Origin of the sequence: Pseudomonas sp. SWRI50 (assembly GCF_014269095.1) — a bacterium.
Classification (GTDB): domain Bacteria; phylum Pseudomonadota; class Gammaproteobacteria; order Pseudomonadales; family Pseudomonadaceae; genus Aquipseudomonas; species Aquipseudomonas kermanshahensis.
Genome location: NZ_JABWRW010000014.1, coordinates 119824 through 139929 on the forward strand (window position 1 = coordinate 119824; position 20106 = coordinate 139929).

Genomic DNA, 20106 nt, shown 5'->3' on the forward strand with positions numbered 1-20106 from the left:
TAGGTGTTGGTTCAGAATCGGGTCAAGGACAGGCCGGCCCAAGTCGCGAGCAGCCCGCCCACCACGCTGATACCGGTATAGCCCAAAGCCAGGGGCATCTGCCCGCTTTCCATGAGGCGTACGGTATCGAGCGAAAAGGAGGAAAACGTGGTTAAGCCGCCCAGGAAGCCGACGATCAGGCCCGCGCGCAGCTCGACCGGCACCATGGGCTTGTGCAAAAACAGGCCATACAGCAGGCCGATCAACAAGCAGCCGATCAGATTGACGGCCAGCGTACCGAGATAGAAGTGCCGTGGCCAGTGGGCGACCACCCAGTTGGTGGTCGCAAAGCGCAGCAAAGTACCCGCGATACCGCCTGCACTGACGGCAGCGATCAGTGCAATCATGGTTTTCTCCGTTGCCGGGGGCTGCTGCGATCCAGCTCGGCCAGGTGCCGTAGCTTCTCGCCGATTTTCAGCTCCAGGCCGCGGGGCACGGGTTGGTAATACTGGCGAGGCTCGAGTTGGTCAGGGAAGTAGTCTTCACCTGCCGCGTAGGCATCGGGCTCGTCATGGGCATAGCGGTATTCGTCGCCGTAGCCCAATTGCTTCATCAACTTGGTCGGGGCGTTACGCAGGTGCAGCGGCACTTCCAGCGAACCATGCTCGGCCGCCTCGCGCAGGGCAGTCTTGAAGCCCATGTACACCGCATTGCTCTTTGGCGCACAGGCGATGTAGGTAATGGCCTGGGCCACGGCCAGCTCACCCTCGGGGCTGCCCAGGCGCTCTTGCACGTCCCACGCCGACAGGCACAGGCTCAGGGCACGAGGGTCGGCATTGCCGATGTCTTCGCTGGCCATGCGCACCACGCGGCGGGCGATGTACAGCGGGTCGCACCCCCCGTCGAGCATACGCGCGAACCAGTACAGCGCGGCATCGGGGTTGGAGCCACGCACCGATTTGTGCAACGCCGAGATCTGGTCATAGAACGCCTCGCCGCCCTTATCGAAGCGCCGACGGCTGTCACCGAGCAGGCTTTGCAGCAGCTCGACGCCAATTTCGCTGCCATCTTCAGCCAGGTCCGAGGCGTTTTCCAGAAAGTTGAGCATGCGCCGGCCATCGCCGTCGGCGGCCGCCATGAGCATCTTGAAGGCCTCGTCGCCCACCTGCAGGTTGTGCTTGCCCAGGCCGCGCTCTTCGCTCAAGGCTCGGTCGACGAGCTTGCGCAGCGCCGGCTCGTCCAGGCTCTTGAGCACATACACCCGCGCGCGGGAAAGCAACGCATTGTTCAGCTCGAAGGACGGGTTTTCGGTGGTGGCGCCAATGAAGATCAGCGTGCCGTCTTCCACGTAGGGCAAAAAGGCGTCCTGCTGCGACTTGTTGAAGCGGTGCACTTCGTCGACGAACAGGATGGTCCGGCGGCCATACTGGGCCGCCTGCTGCTTGGCCACCTCGACCGCCTGGCGGATCTCCTTGACCCCTGCCAGTACCGCCGAGACCGTTTCGAAGTGCGCATCACAGAACTGCGCCAGCAGCCGCGCCAGGGTGGTTTTGCCCACCCCGGGCGGCCCCCAGAAGATCATCGAGTGCAACGCCCCCTGCTCCAGCGCCTCGCGCAGCGGCTTGCCGCGCGCCAGCAGGTGCTCTTGGCCAACGTACTCGTCCAGGTTGGACGGGCGCAGGCGAGCAGCCAGGGGCTGGGCGACGGGTTCGCTTCGAAACAGGTCCATCACGGGCTCCGGTTACTCCTGGATGATATCCGCGCCTTTCGGGACATCGAACTTGAACTTGCTGTCAGGCACTGCCTGGTTGGCCTTCACCCCACTGAACAGGATGTTGGTCCGCTGGCCGACACTGTCAATCAGCTGCATGTCATTGATCAGGCCCTTGCGGAACGACACGCGCAGGGAGTCGAACAAGGTGTCCTTGGTTTTCGGCTTCAAGGTGAAATCCATGACTTCGCCCTGCTCCTTGGACGCGATGTCGAAGCTCTGGCTGATCTTCGACACGTCACCGGACAGCAGCAGCGCCGGGGTCTGGTTCAGGCGTACATCAAGCTTCTTGATGGTGGCCTGCTCAAGGTCCGGGTCCCACAGGGTGACCATCTTGCCATCAGACACCACCACCTGCTCCTGCGGGGCATCGGTGTGCCAGTAGAACAGGCCCGGACGCTTGACGGTCATCTGGCCCTTGGTCTCCTGCAGGCTGGTGCCGTCGGCACCCAGCGTCAGCTGAGAGAAATTGGCATCGATCGTCTGCGACTTTTCCAGCAACTGGGTCAGGCGCTTCACGTCCAACTCGCCGGCATGGGCCGACACAGAGCCCATGGCCAGGGCAGAAACCAACAGCATGCGAATCGCGCGCATGGAAATCCTCGTAGGACAGTAAATGAGCCAGGCGCCCAGCAGGCGCCCGGCAAGGTGTTCATCAATCGCGCGGGCCGCCTGGGGCTATCACTTCCCGCGAGCCGTTGCTGTTCATCGGGGTGACCACGCCGGCCATCTCCATTGCCTCGATCATGCGTGCGGCACGGTTGTAGCCGATCTTCAGCTTGCGCTGCACAGCGGAAATGGAGGCACGGCGGCTCTCGAGCACGAACTGCACGGCTTCATCATACAGTGCATCGCTTTCCGAATCGTCGCCGTCACCACCACCGCCGCCACCTTCGAAGCCGCTACCGGCCTCTTCGACGCCGTTGAGGATGTCATCGTTGTAGTCCGGCGCGCCACGCAGCTTCCAGGCTTCCACCACGCGGTGCACTTCGTCATCGGAAACGAACGCACCGTGCACGCGGATCGGCAGGCTGGTGCCGGGTGGCATGTACAGCATGTCACCGTGACCGAGCAACTGCTCGGCGCCACCCTGGTCGATGATGGTGCGGGAGTCGATCTTGCTCGACACCTGGAACGCCATGCGCGTCGGGATGTTGGCCTTGATCAGGCCGGTGATCACGTCAACCGACGGGCGCTGGGTGGCGAGGATCAGGTGAATACCGGCGGCCCGCGCTTTCTGAGCGATACGGGCGATCAGTTCTTCGACCTTCTTGCCGACGATCATCATCATGTCGGCGAATTCGTCGACCACCACCACGATGGTCGGCAGGGTCTTCAGCGCGGGTGGCTCGTCGTCCATGCTCTCGCGACGGTACAGCGGGTCGTGGATGACCTCGCCGGCCTCCTGAGCGTCCTTGATCTTGCGGTTGAAGCCGCCCAAGTTACGCACGCCCATCGCGGCCATCAGCTTGTAGCGCCGCTCCATCTCGGCGACGCTCCAGCGCAGCGCGTTGGCGGCGTCCTTCATGTCGGTGACCACCGGGCACAACAGGTGCGGGATGCCTTCGTAGATCGACAGTTCGAGCATCTTCGGGTCGATCATGATCAGCCGCGCGTCTTCCGGGCCGGACTTGAACAGAATCGACAAGATCATCGCGTTCACACCCACCGACTTACCAGAACCGGTAGTACCGGCCACCAGCAGGTGCGGCATCTTGGCCAGGTCGGTGATCACCGGTTTGCCACCGATGTCATGGCCCAAGGCCAACGCAACCGGCGACTTAGACTCGTCGAACTGCGGCGACGACAGCACTTCAGAGAAACGCACCATCTGCCGGTTTTCGTTAGGGATCTCGATACCCACGGTGGTCTTGCCCGGGATTACCTCGACCACGCGCACGCTGGTCACCGCCAGCGAGCGCGCCAGGTCCTTGGCCAGGTTGGCGATACGGCTGACCTTGACCCCTGCCGCGGGCTGGATTTCGTAGCGGGTAATGACCGGGCCTGGGTGGATGGAGTCCACCGAGACTTCCACGCCGAATTCCTTGAGCTTGATTTCCAGCAGCTGGCCAACACCGGCCAGGGATTCTGGCGAGTACTCGATCTTTTTCTGCTCGGCCGGATCGAGAATGGAGATCGACGGCAACGTGCCTTCCACAGCGCTGTCGACGAACAGCGGGGTCTGTTTTTCCTTCATCACCCGCTTGCTCGGCTCTGGCGCCCTGGCCGGGGCTGGCGGGATGATCACTGGCGCCGCAGGTTGCTCGCGGGGCACCACTGTCTCGCGCGCCACCACGGGTTCGCGTGGTGGGGCAGGCCGGGCGGGCGCCTCTTCGCGCTCGACGCTACGCTCACGCAGCTGAGGTTTGACCGGCTCGCGCTTCTGCGCAGCCGCTGGCGCGGTGTTGAAACTCGGCTCATCCACCTCACGCAACTGCGCTTCCAGGCGCTTGCGCTCGTTGCGGGCTTCCCACCAGCGGTTGGCGGCGCCTTGCACCAGCTCGAACAGGTCGAGGGTGATCTTGCCGGTAAGGTCCATCACTTTGAACCAGGACAGGTCGGTGAACACCGTCAGGCCAAACAGGAACAGGGCAATGAACATCAACGTGCTGCCCTGCACGTTCAGCAGGCTGCGCGCCAGTTCGCCCAGGCTTTCGCCGAGGGCACCGCCCGCGGAGAACGGAATGCTCGCCGGCGGGTGAAAATGGATATGCGCCAGGGCTGCGCCCGACAGCACCAGGAACACCAGCCCGATCAGGCGCCAGGAGAACAGCCAGCCGCTCCACTCCCAGGGTTGGTGGCGCTCGCGGAAGATCTGCCAGGTCTTGATCGCCAGCAGCAGCGGGAAGATGTAGGCGAAATAGCCCAGCACCATGAACAGGATGTCGGCGAAGTAGGCCCCTGCTCGCCCGGCGGCGTTTTGCACCTGGTCAATGTTGCTGGTGTGGCTGAAGCCAGGGTCGGAAGTGTCGTAGGTCAGCAGCGCCATCCACAGGTACAGGCACAGGGCGCCGACAGCGATCAACGCACCTTCCTTGAGACGATAGTGCAGCTGCTGCCGCCACATAGGCACTGGCAAGGGAGCTGGAGTTGCGGTGGATTTCTTCAAAACGCGTCTATTCCTGCGCGTGCTGCGCGTCCAATAGTGATCGGCCGGTGTCTGGCCAATGAACCACTACTTTTAACATTACTGCCCGCCAGCCGCCATGGCGGCGCGCCGCACATGGGCTTGAGGGGGCTGCTTTCACTTAGCTGCAATTTGAGCATGCATTTTCTTTTGTGACAAAGGCTTATGCTGTGTTTTTGCACAGGTGTGACAGCAAATGTCTCGGATGGTGCCTGAGGCCTCATGAATGTGTAAGAAAATGCCTAAAGGGCTGCCTGCACTACGGCGAATGAACCGCAGTGATTGACCCTGCTTTTCAGCCACGCCATGCTGACCACTCCCCTCCCCCACCGCACGATAGACCATGCTTACCTGGCTGACCCGCGACTCGCTGACCTTTCCGCCCCTGGAAAAGGCCCTGCACGAACCCAACGGCTTGCTCGCCGCCGGCGGCGACCTGAGCCCCGAGCGCCTGGTGCAGGCCTATCGCCACGGCTGCTTCCCCTGGTACCAGGACGGCCAGCCGATCCTTTGGTGGTCACCCAACCCTCGCACCGTGCTGCTGCCAGACGAACTGCACGTCTCGCGCTCGCTGGCCAAGTTCATGCGCCAGGGCCACTACCAGGTCAGTTTCGACACCGACTTCGCCGGCGTGATCGCCGCCTGCGCCGCGCCACGTGACTACGCCGACGGTACATGGATCACCGACACCCTGCGCGCGGCCTACTGCGAGCTGCACCGGCTCGGCTACGCCCATTCGGTGGAGGTGCGCCAGGACGGTGAGCTGATCGGCGGCCTGTACGGCCTGGCCATGGGCCGCCTGTTCTTCGGCGAATCGATGTTCAGCCGCGCCGACAATGCCTCCAAGGTCGGCTTCGTGACCCTGGTCACACACCTGCGCCAGGCCGGTTTTGTGCTGATCGACTGCCAGATGCCGACCAACCACCTGCACAGCCTTGGCGCGCGCGCCATCAGCCGCGCCGACTTTGCCGACTACCTCGCGCGCTACCTCGACCAGCCCAACAGCGCCACCTGGGTTCCCTAGGCGAGTTCTCAGAGCTGGCTTACACTTAAGGCAAAGTCTCACCGAAGGGGTTGATCATGACAGAGTTGGCGCGGTTGAAGTTTTATGCCACTCAACCCCACTCCTGCAGCTACCTGCCCGAGGAGCAGGCAACCACGCTGTTTCTCGACCCCAGCCAGCCAATGGACGTGAACGTGTACGCCGACCTGTCGGAGATGGGTTTTCGGCGCAGTGGCGATCACCTGTACCGCCCCCATTGCCAAAACTGCAACGCCTGTGTGCCAGCACGCATTCCGGCGGCGCGCTTCATCCCCAACCGCCAGCAACGGCGCATTCTCAAGCGCAACGCCGACTTGACCGTGACCGCCGCACGCCCGGCGTTCAAGGAAGAGTATTTCGACCTGTACCGGCGCTACATCGAGACACGCCACGCCGACGGCGACATGTACCCGCCCAGCCGTGATCAGTTTTCCACCTTCCTGGTACGTGACCTGCCCTTCTGCTGGTTCTACGAGTTCCGCCTGGCAGGGCGCCTGCTGGCGGTGGCGGTATGCGACCTGCTGCCCAACGGCTTGTCGGCGGTCTACACCTTCTACGAGCCCGATGAAGAGCGCCGGAGCCTGGGCCGTTTCGCCATCCTCTGGCAGATCACCGAAGCCCTTCGGCAGAACCTGGAGGCGGTTTACCTCGGGTACTGGATCAAGAACTGCAAGAAGATGAACTACAAGACCCAGTATCGCCCCATCGAGCTGCTGATCAACCAGCGCTGGGTCACCCTCAACTGAAAGCATTGGCTTGAAATACTATTTTCCGGCATAATCCACGCCACTTTTTTGCCCGGTGCGGTTATGCGTCGGGCCAACACTGGACACCGAGGGCTCAACTGCATGTCGAAAGAAGACAGCTTCGAAATGGAAGGTACTGTCGTCGACACCCTGCCCAACACCATGTTCCGCGTGGAGTTGGAAAACGGGCACGTCGTAACCGCGCACATCTCCGGAAAGATGCGCAAGAACTACATCCGTATTCTCACTGGCGACAAGGTCCGCGTCGAACTGACACCTTACGACCTGAGCAAAGGCCGCATCACGTATCGTGCGCGCTAAGCCCAAGCCATGAAAAAGCCCGGCCAAGTGCCGGGCTTTTTTGTGCCTGCAAGAGTGGTTGGGCTGCTTTGCAGCGCATTCGCAGCGTAAGGCTGCTCCTACCTGGGAATGTGACACCCTGTAGGATCAGCCTTGCGCTGCGAATGGGCCGCAAAGCGGCCCCCGCTATCACGCCACCTCAGCCGTGGTCTCGAAGTCGAACACCAACTCGCCATCGCGCAAGTCGACGTGCACCACGCCGCCATGCTCGGCCAGCTCACCGAACAGGATCTCTTCAGCCAGCGGCCGCTTGATCTTGTCCTGGATCAGCCGCGCCATCGGCCGTGCACCCATCTGCACGTCGTAGCCCGACGCCGCCAGCCAGCCTCGTGCGTCATCACTGACCTCCAACAGCACACGTTTATCTTCCAGCTGCGCCTGCAGTTCGATAAGGAACTTGTCGACGATGCTCTTGATGGTTTCGTGGCTCAGGCGGCCAAACTGGATGATGGTGTCCAGGCGGTTGCGGAACTCCGGCGTGAAGCTCTTGCGAATGACTTCCATGGCATCGGACGCATGATCCTGATGGGTAAACCCGATCGAAGCCCGCGCCGCAGTCTCAGCCCCGGCGTTGGTGGTCATGATCAGGATCACGTTACGGAAGTCCGCCTTGCGCCCGTTGTTGTCGGTCAGCGTGCCGTGGTCCATCACCTGCAGCAGCAGGTTGAAGACTTCAGGGTGCGCCTTCTCGATTTCGTCCAGCAACAACACGCAATGCGGCTGCTTGGTGATCGCCTCGGTCAACAGGCCACCCTGGTCGAACCCGACGTAGCCAGGCGGTGCACCGATCAAGCGCGAAACGGTATGCCGCTCCATGTACTCGGACATGTCGAAGCGCACCAGCTCCACACCCAGCGCCTTGGCCAACTGCCGCGCCGCTTCGGTCTTGCCGACACCGGTTGGCCCGGCGAACAGGAACGAACCCACCGGCTTGTCGGGCGCCTTGAGCCCCGCACGGGACAGCTTGATCGCCGTCGCCAGCGAGTCGATGGCCGCGTCCTGCCCGAACACGGTCAGCTTCAGGTCACGCTCAAGGTTGCGCAGCAGCTCCTTGTCGGAACTGGTGACATGCTTCGGCGGAATCCGCGCGATCTTGGCGACGATGTCTTCGACTTGTGGCACCTCGATACGCTTGACTCGGTTTGCCTCAGGCTGCAGGCGCTGGTAGGCACCCGCCTCGTCGATCACGTCGATGGCCTTGTCCGGCATGTGCCGGTCGTTGATGTAACGCGAGGCCAGCTCTGCAGCGGCGCGCAGGGCTTCGTCGCTGTACTCGATGTTGTGGTGGCTCTCGAACCGGCCCTTGAGCCCGCGCAGGATCCCCACGGTGTCTTCCACCGAAGGCTCGCTGACATCAACCTTCTGGAAACGCCGCGCCAGGGCACGGTCCTTCTCGAAGATGCCGCGGAATTCCTGGAAGGTAGTCGAACCGATGCAGCGAATGTCGCCAGACGACAGCAGCGGCTTGAGCAGGTTGGACGCATCCATGACCCCACCGGAAGCCGCACCGGCGCCGATGATGGTGTGGATCTCGTCAATAAACAGGATCGCCTGCGGGCGTTTGCGCAGTTCGCCGAGCAGCGCCTTGAAGCGCTTCTCGAAGTCGCCGCGGTACTTGGTACCGGCCAGCAGTGCACCCAGGTCGAGGGAATACACCACGCTCTGGGCCAGCAGGTCAGGTACCTGGCCGTCGACGATACGCTTGGCCAGGCCTTCGGCGATGGCCGTCTTGCCCACCCCGGCCTCACCGACCAGCAGCGGGTTGTTCTTGCGCCGGCGCGCCAGGATCTGCGCAACACGCTCGACTTCCTGCTCACGGCCCACCAGCGGGTCAATACGCCCGGCACGTGCCAGTTCGTTCAGGTTGCTGGCATAGGCGTCCAGTGGGTTGCTCGACGATGACGTTTCGCCACCGTCCTCGTCCTGCATCTCCTGGTCGCCTTCGGTGTTGGGGCCATGGCCCGGCACCTTGGAAATACCGTGAGCGATGTAGTTGACCACGTCGATACGGGCCACGCTCTGCTGCTTGAGCAGGAACACGGCCTGGCTTTCCTGTTCACTGAAGATCGCCACCAGCACATTGGCGCCGGTCACTTCGCGCTTGCCGGAGCTCTGCACATGGAACACGGCACGCTGCAGCACACGCTGGAAGCCCAGGGTCGGCTGGGTTTCGCGGTCTTCGTCGTTGACCGGAATCAGGGGTGTGGTGGAATCGATGAACTCTTGCAGGTCGTGCTTGAGTTTGTCGAGATTGGCGCCACAGGCGCGCAGAACGGTCGCAGCAGCCTCATTGTCAAGGAGTGCCAGCAACAGATGTTCGACGGTCATGAACTCATGACGCTTCGAACGAGCCTCCTTGAAGGCCAGATTGAGGGTGACTTCGAGCTCGCGGTTTAACATAGCTTCACCTCATACCCAAGTGGTCGGCGATTAACCGTCCTTCTCGATTTCACAGAGTAGCGGATGCTGGCTTTCCCTGGCGTATTGGTTGACCTGCATGGCCTTTGTTTCGGCGATGTCACGGGTAAACAATCCGCACACTGCCCGCCCCTCGGTATGGACGGTCAGCATGATCTTGGTCGCCAGCTCGCGGTTCAGACTGAAGAACGTCTCGAGCACTTCGACGACGAAATCCATTGGTGTGTAGTCATCGTTGAACAAAACCACCTTGTACATCGGTGGCGCCTGCAGGATCGGCTTGGCTTCCTGGACAGCAAGACCTGAGCCGTCGTCCTCATTCGATTGCGGGCGATCCTGATTGAATGTTAGTCGAATCTCACTAGGTGCATGCATGGAAAGAATTTCATCATGATCGACAGGTTAAAGTTGTGGGTTGAGCGCAAAGTCAGCCTCCGGCGCACGCGCCGCATGACCTTGACTATCGGCAAAACGGTGTTACAACCAATAAGAACCCACCGTGGTCGATAAAGATCCGCGCAGTCAACCAGATTTTTCGCATGGTTCGTATGCGGATGAAGTGGATGATACTCCAGTGATGGAGTCCTTTGCAGAGGGACATAGGGATGGCAAGCGGTAAAGTCAAGTGGTTCAACAATGCCAAGGGCTACGGATTCATCAACGAGGAAGGTAAATCCGATGACCTTTTCGCTCATTACTCGGCCATCCAGATGGACGGATACAAGACGCTGAAGGCTGGCCAGTCCGTGGAGTTCGACATCATCCAGGGCCCCAAAGGCCTGCACGCGGTCAACATAAAGGACGCCGCTGCCGCTGCGGCTGCCAAGGCCCAAGGCCAGACTGCAAGCGAAACCGCCAGAGCCTGACCACTGCTCCGTGTGGGTATATGAAAAAACCGGTCGCCTCTTTAGCCAGGCGACCGGTTTTCTCTTGCCTCACATATGCTTGATCATCTCATCGCCAAAGCCCGAGCTGCCCACCAACGTCGCCCCGTCCATCAGGCGTTCGAAGTCATAGGTCACGGTCTTGGCGGCAATCGCGCCATTGGTGCCCTTGATGATCAGGTCGGCCGCCTCGGTCCAGCCCATGTGGCGCAGCATCATCTCTGCAGACAGAATCACTGACCCCGGGTTGACCTTGTCCTGCCCGGCGTACTTGGGCGCGGTGCCGTGGGTGGCCTCGAACATGGCCACGGTATCCGACAGGTTGGCACCCGGCGCAATGCCGATACCACCCACCTCTGCTGCCAGGGCGTCGGACAGGTAGTCACCGTTGAGGTTGAGGGTGGCGATCACGTCGTATTCAGCGGGGCGCAGCAGGATCTGCTGGAGCATGGCGTCGGCGATGGCATCCTTGACGATGACCTCACGCCCAGTCTTGGGATTTTTGAACGTCATCCAGGGGCCGCCGTCGAGCAGCTCGGCAGCAAACTCGTCACGGGCCACCTCGTAGCCCCAATCCTTGAAGGCCCCTTCGGTGAACTTCATGATGTTGCCCTTGTGCACCAGGGTCAGCGACTCGCGGTCGTTGTCCACCACGTATTGCAGGGCCTTGCGCACCAGGCGCTTGGTGCCCTCGCGGGAAACGGGTTTGACGCCGATACCGCAGTCCTGGTCGAAACGGATCTTAGTGACGCCCATTTCCTCCTTGAGGAACTTGATCACCTTGTTCGCCTCGGGCGAGCCGGCTTTCCATTCGATGCCGGCGTAGATGTCTTCGGAGTTCTCGCGGAAGATCACCATGTCGACATCGCCCGGTTTTTTCACCGGGCTCGGTACGCCCTGGAACCACACCACCGGGCGCAGGCACACGTACAGGTCAAGCTGCTGGCGCAACGCCACGTTCAGCGAGCGGATACCGCCCCCGACCGGCGTGGTCAGCGGGCCCTTGATCGACACCACGTACTCGCGCACCGCATCGAGGGTTTCCTGCGGCAGCCAGGTGTCCTGGTCGTAGACCTGGGTGGCCTTCTCACCCGCGTACACCTCCATCCAGGCAATCTTGCGCTTGCCGCCGTAGGCCTTCTGCACGGCGGCGTCCACGACCTTGATCATCACCGGCGAGACATCGACGCCAATCCCATCGCCTTCGATATAAGGAATGATGGGGTTATCGGGCACATTGAGCGAATGGTCTGCATTGACGGTGATCTTGGTGCCGTCGGTCGGAACCTTGATTTTCTGGTATCCCATGCTTGCACTACTCCGCTTTCGGGTGTGATTGGACATCCTGCAATCCAATGAGCCTAAACCACATCTGCTGACCTGCAAGGGCTGCGACATCGCGCCACATTGCCCCTACGTCTTTGGTCTTATAAATGGCGCCGATGTCACTTGGCCTTGCTGATTAGCCCAAAGGGTTTGATATACTCCGCCGCGACCGAAGGGTCATTGGGGCGATCCCTAGGAAAATGCGGCTCGCCCTTGGCCAAGAACGGCCACAAAGCCTGGGCTGTTACCGCAGTTCAGCACTTGACGCTCGACTGATGCATCCACCATCACCGCTCGCAGCCTCTCGACTTTCCGCTCATGGCGTCGCCAGGGCGAAGCGCCTACCCTGCGCACCTCGAGACTCGAGTACGCTCAGCACATAGAGAGTTAACCCGCATGCCCACCCGTTCCAAGATCATCTATACCTTCACCGACGAAGCCCCCGCCCTCGCCACCTACTCGCTGCTGCCGATCGTCGAAGCCTTCACCGCTTCCGCTGACATCGCCGTCGAAACTCGCGACATCTCCCTGGCCGGCCGTATCCTCGCGGCATTCCCGGAGCAACTGGGCGCCGAGAAGCAAGTAGGCGATCACCTGGCGGAACTGGGCCAACTGGCTACCACGCCTGAAGCGAACATCATCAAGCTGCCGAACATCAGCGCCTCGGTACCGCAGCTCAAGGCCGCGATCAAGGAACTGCAAGGCAAGGGCTTCAACATCCCTGACTACGCCGATGAGCCGTCCACCGAGGCCGAAAAAGAATCTCGCGCCCGTTACGACCGCATCAAAGGTAGCGCCGTTAACCCGGTACTGCGCGAAGGCAACTCTGACCGCCGCGCGCCGCTGTCGGTCAAGAACTACGCACGCAAGCACCCGCACAAGATGGGCGCCTGGGCTGCCGACTCGCAGTCGCACGTTGCCCACATGACCCAAGGCGACTTCTACGGCAGCGAAAAGGCCGCCCTGATCGAGGCTGACGACAGCCTGCGCATCGAGCTGGTCGCCAAAGACGGCACCACCACCGTCCTGAAAGCCAAGACCGCGGTCAAGGCTGCCGAAATCGTCGACTGCGCGACCATGAGCCGCAAAGCCCTGAAAGCCTTCATCGCCGAGCAGATCGCCGATGCCAAGGCCTCCGGCGTGCTGCTGTCGGTGCACCTGAAAGCCACCATGATGAAGGTCTCCGACCCGATCATGTTCGGCGTCATCGTCGAAGAGTTTTATAACGACGTGCTGGCCAAGCACGCCACTGCACTGGCTGAAGTAGGCTTCAACGCCAACAACGGCATCGGCGACCTGTACGCCCGCATCAAAGACCTGCCAGCTGACAAGCAGGCCGAGATCGAAGCCGACATCCAGGCCCTGTACGCCGTTCGCCCGGCCCTGGCCATGGTCAACTCCGACAAAGGCATCACCAACCTGCACGTGCCGAGCGACGTCATCGTCGACGCCTCGATGCCGGCCATGATCCGTGACTCGGGCAAGATGTGGAACACCGCCGGTGAGCTGCAAGACGCCAAGGCGATCATCCCGGACCGCTGCTACGCCGGCATCTACCAGGCCACCATCGAAGACTGCAAAGTCAACGGTGCCTTCGACCCGACCACCATGGGCAGCGTGCCGAACGTTGGCCTGATGGCGCAGAAAGCCGAAGAGTACGGCTCCCACGACAAGACCTTCCAGATCCAGGCCGATGGCGTGGTTCGTGTGGTCGATGGCAAAGGCCAAGTCGTGCTGCAGCAGAACGTCGAAGCTGGTGACATCTTCCGCATGTGCCAGACCAAAGACGCGCCGATCCAAGACTGGGTCAAGCTGGCCGTCAACCGTGCCCGCCTGAGCAACACCCCGGCGGTGTTCTGGCTGGACCCGGCTCGCGCCCACGACGGCGTGATGATCGAGAAAGTCCAGAAGTACCTGAAGGATCACGACACCGCTGGCCTGGACATCCGTGTCCTGGCACCGGTCGATGCCATCAAGTTCTCCCTGGCTCGCATCCGCGAAGGCAAGGACACCATCTCGGTGACCGGCAACGTGCTGCGCGACTACCTGACCGACCTGTTCCCGATCATGGAGCTGGGCACCAGCGCCAAGATGCTGTCGATCGTCCCACTGATGAACGGCGGTGGCCTGTTCGAAACCGGCGCTGGCGGTTCGGCACCGAAGCACGTGCAGCAGTTGGTTGAAGAGAACTTCCTGCGTTGGGACTCGCTGGGTGAATTCCTGGCCCTGGCCGCTTCCCTGGAGCACCTGGGCAACACTTACGACAACCCGCGCGCCAAAGTCCTGGCCAATACCCTGGACCAGGCCACCGGCAAGTTCCTCGACACCAACAAGTCGCCTTCGCGCAAAGTCGGTGGTATCGACAACCGCGGCAGCCACTTCTACCTGACCCTGTACTGGGCCGAGGCCCTGGCTGCTCAGACTGACGACGCCGCCCTGCAGGCACGCTTCGCACCGCTGGCAAAAGCCCTGGCCGAGAACGAAGCGACCATCGTCGCCGAGCTCAACGCCGTTCAAGGCAAGCCGGCCGACATCGGCGGCTACTACGCCCCGAATGCCGAGCTGACCGCCAAGGTGATGCGCCCAAGCCAGACCTTCAACAGCGCCATTGCCGCCCTGTAAGGTCCGCTTGAAGTAACCCCACAAACCCCGGCCACGCACCGGGGTTTGTGCTTTCTGGATCTTGGGGGCTGCTTTGCAGCCCATCGCCGGCAAGCCAGCTCCCACAGGCAATGTGCATACCCTGAGATTTATGCACCACCTGTGGGAGCTGGCTTGCCGGCGATGGACCGCAACGCGGTCCCGGCAATCGACAAGGACACTTCAATGACCTGGCAACCCCACATCACCGTCGCCACCCTCGTCGAGCACGAAGGTAAATTCCTGTTCGTCGAAGAATTCAAAGCCGGCCAGCACGTCTTCAACCAACCCGCCGGCCACCTCGAACCCAACGAAACCTTGCCCCAGGCCGCCCTGCGCGAAACCCTCGAAGAAACCGCCTGGGAAGTCGAACTGACCGGCGTGGTCGGCATCTACCTGTACACCGCCCCCAGCAATGGCGTGACTTATCAGCGCATCTGCTTCGCCGCCCGCACCGTGCGCCATCATGCTGACCTGGCACTGGACACCGACATCGTCCGTGCCGTCTGGCTGACCCGCGACGAACTGCTGGCCGACCCCACCCGCTGGCGCAGCGAGCTGGTGCCGCGCTGCCTTGACGACTACCTCGCCGGCCCGCTGCACAGCCTCACGCTGCTGCGCGACTGACGTGCAGCCTCGGGTTTGATAGAATCGGCGTTTTTCCCCTCTGATACACATCGGTAGCCATGACCAGCCCAGCACTCAAAGACCCCGCCAAGACCCGCGTCATCGTCGGCATGTCCGGCGGCGTGGACTCCTCCGTCTCCGCCCTTCTGCTCATGGAGCAGGGCTACCAGGTGGAAGGGCTGTTCATGAAGAACTGGGAAGAGGACGACGGCACCGAATACTGCACAGCCCGTGAAGACCTGGCCGACGCTCAGGCCGTGTGCGACCGCATCGGTATCAAGCTGCACACCGCCAACTTCGCCGCCGAGTACTGGGATCACGTGTTCGAGCACTTCCTCGAAGAGTACAAAGCCGGCCGCACGCCTAACCCAGACATCCTCTGCAACCGCGAAATCAAGTTCAAGGCGTTCCTTGACTACGCCCTGTCGCTGGGCGCCGACCTGATCGCCACCGGCCACTACGTGCGCCGACGCGACACCGGCGCGCTCACCGAGCTGCTAAAGGGCCTGGACCCGAACAAGGACCAGAGCTACTTCCTGCATGCGGTTGGCGGCAAAGAAATCGCCCGCACCCTGTTCCCGGTCGGCGAGCTGGAAAAACCAGAGGTGCGCGCCATTGCCGAAAAGCATGGCCTGGCCACCGCCAAGAAGAAAGACTCCACCGGTATCTGCTTCATCGGCGAGCGCCGTTTCAGCGACTTCCTCAAGCAGTACTTGCCAGCCCAGCCCGGTGAAATCCAGACCACCGACGGCGAAGTCATCGGCCGCCACCATGGCCTGATGTACCACACCATCGGCCAGCGCCAAGGCCTGGGTATTGGCGGCCTGAAGGACGCCGGCGACGAGCCGTGGTACGTGCTGCACAAGGACCTGGCCCGCAATGTGCTGGTGGTCGGCCAGGGCAATGAACACCCTTGGCTGTTCTCCCGCGCCCTGCTCGCCTCGGAAATCTACTGGGTCAACCCGATCGACCTCAGCAGCCCGCGCAAGCTCACCGCTAAGGTGCGCTACCGCCAGAGCGACCAGCACTGCACCCTGGAACTGACCGAGAGCGGTTACCGCGCCGTGTTCGACGAACCGCAACGCGCGGTCACCCCAGGCCAGTCGGTGGTGTTCTATGACGGTGAGGTGTGCCTGGGTGGCGGTGTGATCGAGACTGCCGAGCCCTGGAGCCCGCGCGCATGAGCAACCTGCAGGAGCAATTGATTGCCCTGGGCGGCGTATTCCAAGCCGCCGTGCTGGTCGACCGCATCGCCCGCACCGGCCAGGCCAGCGAGGCCAACATCGGCTGCATGCTGGGTAGCCTGCTGGTGCGCGACCCCAAGGACACCCTGGAGGTGTTCGGCGGTGACGACCTCAACCTGCGGGACGGCTACCGCGCCCTGGTCGGCGCCCTGGAGCGCGACCCCAGCAGCCTGCAGCGCGAGCCCTTGCGCTATGCCCTGTCCATGCTGGGCCTGGAACGCCAACTGGCCAAGCGCGGCGACCTGCTCGACACCATCGGCAACCGCCTGCCGCAAATCCAGTCACAGGCTGACCATTTCGGCCTGGTTCATGAAAACGTCATCGCTTCCAGTGGCGCCTTGTACCAGGACACCCTGAGCACCTTGCGCCAGCGTATCCAGGTACACGGCGACATGCGCTTCCTGCAGCAGGCCAGCAACGCCTCCAAAATCCGCGCCCTGCTGCTGGCCGGCATCCGCGCCGCGCGCCTGTGGCGCCAGCTGGGCGGCCATCGCTGGCAGCTGGTGTTCAGCCGTCGCAAGCTGCTCAACGAACTGTACGACATGATGCGTACGCCTTCCTGAAGGCAACGCCGACCCTTGTAGGAGCAGCCTTGTGCTGCGAATGGGCTGCCCAGCAGCCCCAGCCTCTCAGGCCTGACTCAAGATTGACGGGGCTGCTGCGCAACCCTTTCGCGACACAAGGCCGCTCCCACAAAGGCACTGCGAGATGTTTTTATAGGCCCGACCTTTGGTCAGCCACCCGACCCGGGCGCTTTTTTCATGTATGATATGCGCCCTTCCAAAAGCCTGACTGTCCGAGAACACCCCATGCAGCTTTCCTCGCTCACTGCGGTTTCCCCTGTAGACGGCCGTTATGCCGGCAAAACCCAGGCCTTGCGCCCCATTTTCAGCGAATACGGCCTGATCCGTTTCCGCGCCCTGGTCGAAGTGCGCTGGCTGCAGCGCCTGGCCGCCCACCCGCAGATCGGCGAAGTACCGGCGTTCTCCGCCGAAGCCAACGCCCTGCTGGACACTCTGGCCACCGACTTCAAGCTCGAGCACGCCGAACGCGTCAAGGAAATCGAGCGCACCACCAACCACGACGTCAAGGCCATCGAGTACCTGCTCAAAGAGCAGGCTGCCCAGCTGCCTGAACTGGCCAAGGTCAGCGAGTTCATCCACTTCGCCTGCACCAGCGAGGACATCAACAACCTGTCCCACGCCCTGATGCTGCGCGCTGGCCGTGACGACGTGTTGCTGCCGCTGATGCGCCAGATCGCCGACGCCATCCGCGCCCAGGCCCACGCCTTGGCCGACGTGCCGATGCTGTCGCGCACCCACGGCCAACCGGCTTCGCCGACCACCCTGGGTAAAGAGCTGGCCAACGTCGTGTACCGCCTGGAGCGTCAGATCGCCCAGGTAGCCGCCGTGCCACTGCTGGGCAAGATCAACGGCGCCGTGGGCAACTACAACGCCCACCTGTCGGCCTACTCGCAGATCGACTGGGAAGCCAACGCCCGCGCCTTCATCGAAGACGAGCTGGGCCTGCAGTTCAACCCGTACACCACGCAGATCGAGCCGCACGACTACATCGCCGAGCTGTTCGACGCGATTGCCCGCTTCAACACCATCCTCATCGACTTCGACCGCGACGTCTGGGGCTACATCTCCCTGGGCTACTTCAAGCAGAAGACCGTCGCCGGTGAAATCGGCTCGTCGACCATGCCGCACAAGGTCAACCCGATCGACTTCGAAAACTCCGAAGGCAACCTGGGTATCGCCAACGCGCTGTTCCAGCACCTGGCCAGCAAGCTGCCGATCTCGCGCTGGCAGCGCGACCTGACCGACTCCACCGTGCTGCGCAACCTGGGCGTGGGCTTTGCTCACAGCGTCATCGCCTACGAAGCCAGCCTGAAGGGCATCGGCAAGCTGGAAGTCAACACCGCGCGTATCGCCGCCGACCTGGACGCCTGCTGGGAAGTCCTGGCCGAGCCGATCCAGACGGTCATGCGCCGCTTCAACATCGAGAACCCGTACGAGAAGCTCAAAGAGCTGACCCGTGGCAAGGGCATCACCCCTGAGGCGCTGCTGACCTTCATCGACGGCCTGGACATGCCAGCCGACGCCAAGGCCGAGCTCAAGCAGCTGACCCCTGCCACTTACATCGGTAACGCGGCAGCACAGGCCAAACGCATCTAAGCTGACCGTCGCGTTCAACGCCCGGCTTAGCCGGGCGTTTTTATTCCCGTACGAAAATTACGTTTTTTCAATAGGTTGAACATGAATCCTGATATTCCACTGCAGCTGCTGGGCGGCATCTCGGCCCGCGAATTCATGCGCGACTACTGGCAGAAGAAGCCCCTGCTGGTACGCCAGGCCTTCCCCGACTTCATCAGCCCGATCGAGCCCGACGAACTGGCCGGCCTGGCGCTGGAAGAAGAAGTCGAATCGCGCCTGGTGCTCGAACACGGCGAGCGCCCGTGGGAGCTGCGCCGCGGCCCGTTCGAAGAAGAAGTCTTCGCCACCCTGCCCGAGCGTGACTGGACCTTGCTGGTACAGGCCGTGGACCAGTTCGTCCCGGAAGTGGCCGAACTGCTGGAAGAGTTCCGCTTCCTGCCCAGCTGGCGCATCGACGACGTGATGGTCAGCTTCGCCGCCCCAGGTGGCAGCGTCGGCCCGCACTTCGACAACTACGACGTGTTCCTGCTGCAAGGCCACGGCAAGCGCAACTGGAAGATCGGCCAGATGTGCAACAGCGAGAGCCCGCTGATCGAGCACGCCGACCTGCGCATCCTCGCCGACTTCGAACAGAGCGGTGAGTGGACCCTGGAACCTGGCGACATGCTCTACCTGCCGCCGCGCCTGGCCCACTACGGCGTAGCCGAAGACGACTGCCTGACCTACTCGGTCGGCTTCCGCGCGCCAAGCGCTGCTGAAGTGCTGACCCACTTCACCGACTTCCTCGGCCAGTTCCTGCCGGACGAAGAGCGCTACAGCGACGCCGACGCCCAGCCGGTCAGCGACCCGCACCAGATCCAGCACGACGCCCTCGACCGCCTCAAAGGCCTGCTCGACAAGCACATGGGTGACAAAGACCTGCTGCTGACCTGGTTCGGCCAGTTCATGACCGAGCCGCGCTACCCGGAGCAGGTCGTGGGTGAAGAGCTCACTGAGGAACAGCTGATCGAAGCGCTGGAAGATGGCGCCATCCTGATCCGCAACCCAAGCGCGCGCATGGCCTGGTCCGAGCTCAACGATGACCTGATGCTGTTCGCCAGCGGCCGCAGCTGCCCGTTGCCGGCCAAACTGCGTGAGCTGCTGAAGCTGGTCTGTGCTGCCGATGCGTTACACATCGAAAACCTTGCAGAGTGGCTGCAGGATGAAGATGGCCTTATGCTGGTACAGCAGCTGATCAAACAAGGAAGCCTGGGATTCGCCAATGAATAAGATTCGTGTGCGCCTCGCCGACTGGCATAAGGACAACGCCGACATCCGCCGCATCCGTGAGGCGGTGTTCATTGCCGAACAGCACGTACCACCGGAGCTTGAGTGGGATTCGGACGATCCGACCGCGGTGCACTTCCTGGCCCTGGAGGGTGACTACCCGATCGGTACCGCCCGCCTGCTGCCTGACGGCACCATTGGCCGGGTCTCGGTGCTCAAGGACTGGCGCGGCCTGAAGGTTGGCGATGCACTGATGAATGCGGTCATCGTCGAGGCCCAGAACAGCGACCTGAAGCAGCAGATGCTCAGTGCCCAGGTACACGCCACGCCGTTCTACGAGCGCTTGGGCTTTCGCGTCGTCAGCGAAGAGTTCCTTGAAGCCGGCATCCCGCATGTGGACATGGTGCGCGACTCGCGCGCCTGATCCATAAGCCGTGGTTTCACTGACCCCTTCGCGGGGCAAGCCCGCTCCCACAGGTCCTCCACTGCATTCAGCATCAGTGCAAGACTTGTGGGA

Annotated in this window: 18 protein-coding genes; 11 read left to right on the top strand and 7 right to left on the bottom strand. The window is 62.2% G+C overall.

Annotation, left to right across the window (positions count from 1 at the left end; all coding sequences use genetic code 11):
* Positions 1-11: 11 nt before the first annotated feature.
* The 4 genes from crcB to HU750_RS16435 all read right to left on the bottom strand — a co-directional run bounded on the left by crcB (position 12) and on the right by HU750_RS16435 (position 4859).
* Complete coding sequence (crcB, locus tag HU750_RS16420; RefSeq protein ID WP_085273002.1) at positions 12-386, bottom strand: fluoride efflux transporter CrcB; 375 nt, start codon at positions 384-386, stop codon at positions 12-14.
* Positions 383-1708: a replication-associated recombination protein A gene (locus HU750_RS16425; RefSeq protein WP_085273001.1), complete on the bottom strand. Its 1326-nt coding sequence runs from the start codon at positions 1706-1708 to the stop codon at positions 383-385. The genes crcB and HU750_RS16425 overlap by 4 nt, the downstream gene beginning before the upstream one ends.
* Positions 1709-1720: 12 nt before the next feature.
* Positions 1721-2344, bottom strand: a complete 624-nt coding sequence (gene lolA, locus HU750_RS16430) for an outer membrane lipoprotein periplasmic chaperone LolA (RefSeq protein WP_027592731.1) — start codon at positions 2342-2344, stop codon at positions 1721-1723.
* Between the two features lie 61 nt (positions 2345-2405).
* Positions 2406-4859 carry a DNA translocase FtsK gene (locus tag HU750_RS16435; protein WP_420876185.1) on the bottom strand — a complete coding sequence of 818 codons (2454 nt, stop codon included), beginning with the start codon at positions 4857-4859 and terminating at the stop codon, positions 2406-2408.
* Positions 4860-5220: 361 nt separating this feature from the next.
* Here HU750_RS16435 and aat point away from each other — a divergent pair, with 361 nt between their 5' ends.
* From aat to infA, 3 genes are all read left to right on the top strand, one after another.
* Complete coding sequence (aat, locus tag HU750_RS16440; RefSeq protein ID WP_186681201.1) at positions 5221-5901, top strand: leucyl/phenylalanyl-tRNA--protein transferase; 681 nt, start codon at positions 5221-5223, stop codon at positions 5899-5901.
* Positions 5902-5957: 56 nt separating this feature from the next.
* Entirely contained in the window at positions 5958-6665 is a 708-nt protein-coding gene (locus HU750_RS16445) for an arginyltransferase (protein ID WP_027592734.1), read from the top strand.
* A gap of 102 nt (positions 6666-6767) precedes the next feature.
* Complete coding sequence (infA, locus tag HU750_RS16450; protein WP_002553999.1) at positions 6768-6986, top strand: translation initiation factor IF-1; 219 nt, start codon at positions 6768-6770, stop codon at positions 6984-6986.
* A 168-nt stretch (positions 6987-7154) separates the two neighbouring features.
* On the opposite strand, the gene clpA is transcribed toward infA, so the two are convergent.
* Positions 7155-9425, bottom strand: coding sequence for an ATP-dependent Clp protease ATP-binding subunit ClpA (gene clpA, locus HU750_RS16455; RefSeq protein ID WP_186681204.1), 2271 nt, complete (start codon positions 9423-9425; stop codon positions 7155-7157).
* A gap of 30 nt (positions 9426-9455) precedes the next feature.
* On the bottom strand, positions 9456-9818 hold the full coding sequence (gene clpS / locus HU750_RS16460; RefSeq protein ID WP_003251220.1) for an ATP-dependent Clp protease adapter ClpS: 363 nt from the start codon (positions 9816-9818) through the stop codon (positions 9456-9458).
* Between the two features lie 230 nt (positions 9819-10048).
* Here clpS and cspD point away from each other — a divergent pair, with 230 nt between their 5' ends.
* Positions 10049-10309: a cold shock domain-containing protein CspD gene (gene cspD / locus HU750_RS16465; RefSeq protein WP_027592736.1), complete on the top strand. Its 261-nt coding sequence runs from the start codon at positions 10049-10051 to the stop codon at positions 10307-10309.
* 69 nt (positions 10310-10378) lie between these two features.
* On the opposite strand, the gene icd is transcribed toward cspD, so the two are convergent.
* Positions 10379-11635, bottom strand: a complete 1257-nt coding sequence (gene icd / locus HU750_RS16470; RefSeq protein WP_027592737.1) for an NADP-dependent isocitrate dehydrogenase — start codon at positions 11633-11635, stop codon at positions 10379-10381.
* A 414-nt stretch (positions 11636-12049) separates the two neighbouring features.
* Here icd and HU750_RS16475 point away from each other — a divergent pair, with 414 nt between their 5' ends.
* From HU750_RS16475 to HU750_RS16505, 7 genes are all read left to right on the top strand, one after another.
* Positions 12050-14275 carry an NADP-dependent isocitrate dehydrogenase gene (locus HU750_RS16475; protein WP_186681206.1) on the top strand — a complete coding sequence of 742 codons (2226 nt, stop codon included), beginning with the start codon at positions 12050-12052 and terminating at the stop codon, positions 14273-14275.
* A 204-nt stretch (positions 14276-14479) separates the two neighbouring features.
* Positions 14480-14920 carry an NUDIX hydrolase gene (locus tag HU750_RS16480; RefSeq protein WP_186681208.1) on the top strand — a complete coding sequence of 147 codons (441 nt, stop codon included), beginning with the start codon at positions 14480-14482 and terminating at the stop codon, positions 14918-14920.
* 59 nt (positions 14921-14979) lie between these two features.
* Positions 14980-16104, top strand: a complete 1125-nt coding sequence (gene mnmA / locus HU750_RS16485; RefSeq protein WP_027592740.1) for a tRNA 2-thiouridine(34) synthase MnmA — start codon at positions 14980-14982, stop codon at positions 16102-16104.
* Positions 16101-16727: a high frequency lysogenization protein HflD gene (gene hflD / locus HU750_RS16490; RefSeq protein WP_027592741.1), complete on the top strand. Its 627-nt coding sequence runs from the start codon at positions 16101-16103 to the stop codon at positions 16725-16727. Before mnmA ends, hflD begins: the two co-directional genes overlap by 4 nt.
* A 246-nt stretch (positions 16728-16973) precedes the next feature.
* Positions 16974-18344 carry an adenylosuccinate lyase gene (purB, locus tag HU750_RS16495; RefSeq protein WP_027592742.1) on the top strand — a complete coding sequence of 457 codons (1371 nt, stop codon included), beginning with the start codon at positions 16974-16976 and terminating at the stop codon, positions 18342-18344.
* An 81-nt stretch (positions 18345-18425) separates the two neighbouring features.
* Positions 18426-19592, top strand: coding sequence for a ribosomal protein uL16 3-hydroxylase (locus HU750_RS16500; RefSeq protein WP_186681210.1), 1167 nt, complete (start codon positions 18426-18428; stop codon positions 19590-19592).
* Positions 19585-20013 carry a GNAT family N-acetyltransferase gene (locus tag HU750_RS16505; protein WP_027592744.1) on the top strand — a complete coding sequence of 143 codons (429 nt, stop codon included), beginning with the start codon at positions 19585-19587 and terminating at the stop codon, positions 20011-20013. The genes HU750_RS16500 and HU750_RS16505 overlap by 8 nt, the downstream gene beginning before the upstream one ends.
* Positions 20014-20106: the final 93 nt, after the last annotated feature.